The organism is Kytococcus sp. HMSC28H12 (genome assembly GCF_001816045.1).
Taxonomy (GTDB): domain Bacteria; phylum Actinomycetota; class Actinomycetes; order Actinomycetales; family Dermatophilaceae; genus Kytococcus; species Kytococcus schroeteri.
In genome coordinates, this window is record NZ_KV824549.1 from 1 (window position 1) to 308 (window position 308).

Here is a 308-nt window from a genome sequence, read left to right on the forward strand (position 1 = left end):
CCGGAAACTTCCGGTGTGCCCGACGCCTTTCCCGTGCGGGGAGATCCCCGACGTGCGAAGGGGCCGCTCCACCGGGAGCGGCCCCTTCGCCATCGGGTCACTCGGCGGAGCCGGAACCCAGTCCCTCGACGGCCTTGACCACGTTGGGCAGCGGCCCGATGTGCGCGCTGTCGTTCCCGGCCTGCGGGGTGCCGGTCTCCATGAGCAGTGTGCGCATGGCGGCCGGGTCGAGCTCCACGCCCTTCTCCTGCGCGATGGAGGAGACCAGGGCCACGGCACCGGTCACGATGGGGGAGGCCGAGGAGGTG

The 308-nt window shown here is 72.1% G+C and carries 1 protein-coding gene; it reads right to left on the bottom strand.

Annotated elements, in window-relative coordinates:
- Positions 1–97: 97 nt before the first annotated feature.
- A partial coding sequence (locus HMPREF3099_RS12450) for a S8 family serine peptidase (protein ID WP_168168486.1) occupies positions 98–308 on the bottom strand: 211 nt, incomplete at its 5' end.